Here is a 5,158-nt window from a genome sequence, read left to right on the forward strand (position 1 = left end):
ACGCGCGCGCTGCGCCGCCTGGCCCCAGACATTCCCTTGCTGGCCAATATCGGCGCCGCGCAACTGCGCGAGGCCGACGGCCTGGACCTGGCGCGCCGGGCGGTGGATGCGCTGGAGGCCGATGGACTCATCGTCCATCTCAATCCGCTGCAGGAAGCGGTACAGCTGGAGGGCGACCGCGACTGGCGCGGCGTCCTGGCGCAGATCGCTCGCGCCGCGCGCAGCGTGGGCGTGCCGATAGTGGCCAAGGAGGTGGGGTCGGGCCTGTCCGCCACGGTGGCCTGTGCGCTCGTCGAGGCGGGCGTGGCGGTGATCGATGTCGCCGGCGCCGGCGGCACCAGTTGGGCCGCGGTGGAGGGCGAGCGCGCCCGCGATGCCGCCGACTGTGCAGTGGCGATGGCGTTCGCCGATTGGGGGATTCCGACCCCGGCCAGCGTGCAGGCGGTACGTCGGGCGCTGCCAACGGTGAAGCTGATCGCGTCGGGCGGAATCCGCGACGGCGTCGACGTGGCCAAGGCCATCCGCCTGGGCGCGGACATCGCCGGGCAGGCGGCCAGCGTGCTGGGCGCGGCGACAGTGTCCACCGAGGGGGTTGTCGCGCATTTCGAGATCGTCATCCGCCAGTTGGCCGTGGCCTGCTTCTGCACCGGCTCGGCTGATCTGGCGGCGTTGCGTCAGGCGCGCTTGTTGCCCTCGGCGCATTTGTCCGCCGGTTGATGTCGGCGTCGTCCGCACGCTAGCAGCAGGCTGCTGAAATACCTACGCCAAAGACAGACTATTGATCCCCCTGGCGAGACGGCTCGATGCACGGGAGCGATGTGTTCATGGAGCAGCTGTTCACGATGAAGCGGTTGGAAGATTTCGTTCCAGCCGATCATCCTTGTGCCCGCACCGGCTGATGATCAATGGAGCGCTGGTGCGGCTAGACGGCATCCTTTCCGGCATGTACGCCTGCAGTGCCAAAGGCGGTCGCCCCAGCGTTGCGCCGGAGAAATTGCTGCGGGCCGTGTGTTGCAGGTGTTCTACAGCGTCCGTCGGAATTGATGCAGCAGGTGCTGCTGTGGCAAGGCCAAGACCCGGGAATGCCGTCAGCTTTGATCAGGCGCTTCGGGTCGCCGGAAACGCGCGAAGAGTCCGGCTTTCGAAAAAGGCCGAACGCCTCAGATAAGGCCAGAACTCCTTGGGTCACCATCAAAACCAATTTGACGCCCCGGGACAATTTCGTCCGGCATTGTCCGGTGTACGACGATGTTGGGGATACGACATAGGCGGATTGCCGTGTATTTAAACCGCTTTTCCTTTGGCACGCATATTGCGCCCTATCGGTAAACCTCGTCATGGGCCGGCGGCAATCGCTCGGAGATTGTCGAAATAGCACAATGATTTCTGCCGGGGTGACATCCGGCCCGACTAGAGCAGGACCTTTCAGATGATGTAGAAAAGCAAGCGGCCATACTCGCGGAGGAAATAGTCGCGTCAGGGCTGCATGGACGCTCTTTCCTGGTTGTTTCGGCGGCGGACGCCAACTCTTCAATCGGCACCCGACCAGTGCCTGGATGTCCAAGGAGCGCCCCTGTTGCGCGGCCTGGCTGCACCCGCGTGCTGGCTCTCCTCCAAGGCGACGCTCGGCGCTGCTGCAGACCGGCGACGAGAACCCAACTTCAAAATTCGCATTCCGAAAACCGAAAGAAGTGAACAGGTATGTCCAGGATCGGCGCTTTGACGCGCGCGGCACGGGGATCGGCAACTCAGACGCTGGCCAAGGGTTCGAAAAGTTTACACCCGCCGCTAGCGCCGGCCGATTTCAAGCGCGCACTTACGATCAACGATCGATATGGCGGGCTCACTGTCAATGTCCCCAAAATGCCTTTCTGGCTGACCGGGGGTGAAGCCTTAGTCTACCGCCGGACTAGCCACGGCGAGCAGCAGTTCATGCAGGTCGATGCTGCCACGGGTTTCAAGCGGCCCGCTTTCGATCAGGCGCGTCTGGCGGCAGCGCTAAACAAGGTGAGCCATGAGAGCTATCAAGCCGGCAATCTTCCGTTCGACCGTTTCGAACTGAGTGAGGATGGTCGCAGGCTCGACTTCCAGATTGAAGACACCCGGTGGAGCTGCGACCTTGCAAGCTACGACTGTACCAGCACCACGTTCGATGCAAGGAAAGGGGACCCTAGGGAGCTCAGCCACCGCTACACGCCGCCAGCGGAGAACAACCCCGACAAGAGCAACGCGTCGCCCGACGGCAAATGGATCGCCTATATCAAGAACTGCAATGTTTTCCTGCGCAGCGAGGACGGATTGCAGGATGTTCCTCTGAGCCGGGACGGAGCCGAAGGCAATTGCTACGTCTTTTCGACGCTGAGCTGGTCGCCGGACTCGCGCCACCTCGCCGCTTACCTTGTTCGCCCCGGCTATAGGCGGGAGGTCCGCTATCTCAATTCTTCGACGGACCAGTTGGAGCGGGAATATTCAACAATATTCTATCCCAGGCCGGGCGATGTCCTTCCGCTGCCCCAGCCGGTCCTGTTCGACATTGCCGGCCCGCGCCAGATCGTGATTGACGATGCCCTCTTCTCGAACGTCTTCGAACTTTCCCCTCTCCGGTGGTGGGCGGACAGCCGCGGCTTCACTTTCGAATATAACCAGCGCGGGCATCAGCTCTATCGCCTGGTCGAGGTAGACGCCGCCACGGGCCGCGGGCGCTCCCTGATCGATGAGACCAGCGAGACATTCGTTGATTATTTGCCGCTGGGGCATGGCCAGGAGGATGCCGGAAAAATCTTCCGTTTCGATGTCGATGACGGGAAGGAGATCATCTGGGCATCCGAGCGCGACGGGTATGAGCATTTGTATCTTTTCAACGGCCGGACAGGCGCGCTCGAAAACCAGATCACCCGAGGTGAGTGGGTCGTCCGGAGGGTCAACCATGTCGATCCGGTCAAGCGTCAGATCTGGTTCGAGGCGAGCGGGATGAACCCGCAGGAGGACCCCTATTGGGTCCATGCTTACCGCATCGGCTTTGACGGCAAGGGACTGACTGCACTGACGCCCGAACCGGCCAACCACCATATCGAGTTCTCGCCTGACAGGCGCTATTATGTCGATCTCTGGTCACGCATCGATCTGCCCCCGCGCATGGCACTCTACCGCGCCAGCGACAATGCCAAGCTCCAGCAGATCGAGACGGCCGACATTTCCGAGCTCGTCGCCGCAGGCTGGCAGCCGCCGCTCAGTTTCCATTCCAAGGGGCGCGACGGCAAAACTGATATCTGGGGCGTGCTCCACCTGCCAGCCAACTTCGACCCGACGAAGAAATACCCGGTTGTGGAGAATATCTATGCTGGACCCCACGGCTCCTTCGTCCCGAAATCCTTCTCGCGGTGGACAGAGCCGCTCACGCAGCTGGGCTTCGTCGTTGCTCAGATCGACGGCATGGGCACCAACAACCGCTCCCGCGCCTTCCATGATGTTGCTTGGAAGAATCTGAAGGACGCAGGATTTCCCGATCGCATTCTGTGGCACAAGGCGGCGGCCGCGCAATATCCATGGTACGACATATCCAACATCGGCATTTTTGGCGCATCCGCCGGCGGCCAGAGTGCAGTCAGCGCGCTGCTCTTTCACCCCGATTTCTACAAGGTCGCCGTCGCCAAAAACGGCTGCTACGACAACAGGATAGACAAGACCTGGTGGAACGAACTGTGGATGGGGTGGCCGGTCGGCATTGAATATTCGCAATCCTCCGCCGTTGACAATGCTCACAGGCTGCAGGGCAAGCTGATGATCGCGGTCGGCGAAATGGATGATAATGTCGATCCGTTTTGCTCGTTCCAGCTTGCCGATCGACTCATCAAGGCAGGAAAAGATTTTGACATGGTCTACGTTCCTGGTGCCAATCACCATACTCTAGGCACCTACACCGAGCGCAAACTCCTAGACTTCCTCGTTCGCAACATTCTCGGTCAGACCCCGCCCGACTGGAACACCAAACCGATCGAGCTGGAATAGCTTGTGGCTCTTGCAATTGTTAGCTCGCCTTATCGGCTGTAATCAGGGCGAGGCGCGAGCAAATCTTCACCGAAGGACGATCGTGGAGTCTAGGACTTGCGCTGCGTATTGAGGATCGGCTCGCCGCGACGTTGGTCTGCGCAAACTGCTTGATGGGCACGCCTGCAGACCGCGTGTGTGCGATTGCAAGATCCACTATCAGCCTCGTGTGAAGCGTTCAGGGGAAAAGCCGCACACCAACGCCGCTTCCGCTCGCCGTAACGCTACGGCGGTGCCGCCCACCCGATCCGCTCGACGAGCATTGGAACACATAGGTCCCCGAACGGACGATTGCCTTGGCAATAGAAGACCCTCGTCGGTCATCGCCGGTGTCGGTGGCAGCCCGCCGGTCTGGAGCTGCCACGATTCTCATCCTCGCGTCACATAGGAGCTGAAGCTTTCCGGATCGGGTATCCAATCGGCATCCAGTTGCTCGGCGATATGGTTGAATTCTGCCCTCAGGACAAGAGTGAGTAGAGCAGCCCCGCTACGAAAATCCCATCCTGGTTCGTTTGACGCATCGACTATTCAGATTGATTGGCGTGATACCCGGCGCGGCCGCAACACGCGAGGCCGTCAACCGCTGAGCAGAAAACCAGCCTTCGCCTTCCGCGGCGGCGGACCTCGTCAGCCTCTCGAAAGCTTGCCTGAGTAGGTTGCTCATGTGATCTGTGGAAGTGAGGATAGCGTGCACCCGTACAAACTAGACATTCATCGTGGCAGCTTGGCTGCAGGTGCAGCACGCCGTACCGCACGAGCAAGCGGACAGGCCGGCCAAGCCGGTTTTGAGCAGCACTTGGGCGAACTGCAGGCGGCGGACGAGTTGATGGGTGCGCCAGGCGAGGAGGTCCTCGTCAATGGCTCGCATGGTAAAGGTGAGTTGAGACCAACGAAGAGGCAGAGGATCCAAAGCAATCTGCAGCATGCTGTCACTGAGCGGCAACCAGGTGAGGTTGGCAACTCAGGCGCTCGCGTGATGATGCAACTCCCCACCCATCAGGTGGGTACATCGGAACGGGAGGCGCAACTTGTGATGCAGGGGGACGAGCACGAATACACCCCAGCACCGCATCTCGACGGGTCGATGCCCTCGACAGTGCAGCCGGATCGT

3 protein-coding genes and 1 pseudogene are annotated in these 5,158 nt (G+C 60.9%); all 4 read left to right on the forward strand.

The window, feature by feature from the left end:
- A partial coding sequence (locus EOA85_RS27050; RefSeq protein ID WP_127211809.1) for an alpha-hydroxy-acid oxidizing protein occupies positions 1-717 on the forward strand: 717 nt, incomplete at its 5' end.
- Between the two features lie 86 nt (positions 718-803).
- Positions 804-1,035 (forward strand): annotated as a pseudogene (locus tag EOA85_RS39355) (IS5/IS1182 family transposase); the annotation flags it as partial.
- Between the two features lie 666 nt (positions 1,036-1,701).
- The gene (locus EOA85_RS27055; protein WP_127211810.1) at positions 1,702-4,008 is read left to right on the forward strand and encodes a S9 family peptidase; all 2,307 of its coding nucleotides are present in this window, start codon (positions 1,702-1,704) and stop codon (positions 4,006-4,008) included.
- A gap of 835 nt (positions 4,009-4,843) precedes the next feature.
- The coding region (locus EOA85_RS38230; protein ID WP_206523378.1) for a hypothetical protein at positions 4,844-5,158 on the forward strand (315 nt) is incomplete at its 3' end.

The sequence above is a fragment of the Mesorhizobium sp. M5C.F.Ca.IN.020.29.1.1 genome (assembly GCF_003997375.1).
Taxonomy (GTDB): domain Bacteria; phylum Pseudomonadota; class Alphaproteobacteria; order Rhizobiales; family Rhizobiaceae; genus Mesorhizobium; species Mesorhizobium wenxiniae.

Excerpts from the sequence above, each read along its gene's own strand:
- EOA85_RS27055 (WP_127211810.1), top strand. The coding sequence starts at position 1,702 with ATGTCCAGGATCGGCGCTTTGACGCGCGCGGCACGGGGATCGGCAACT.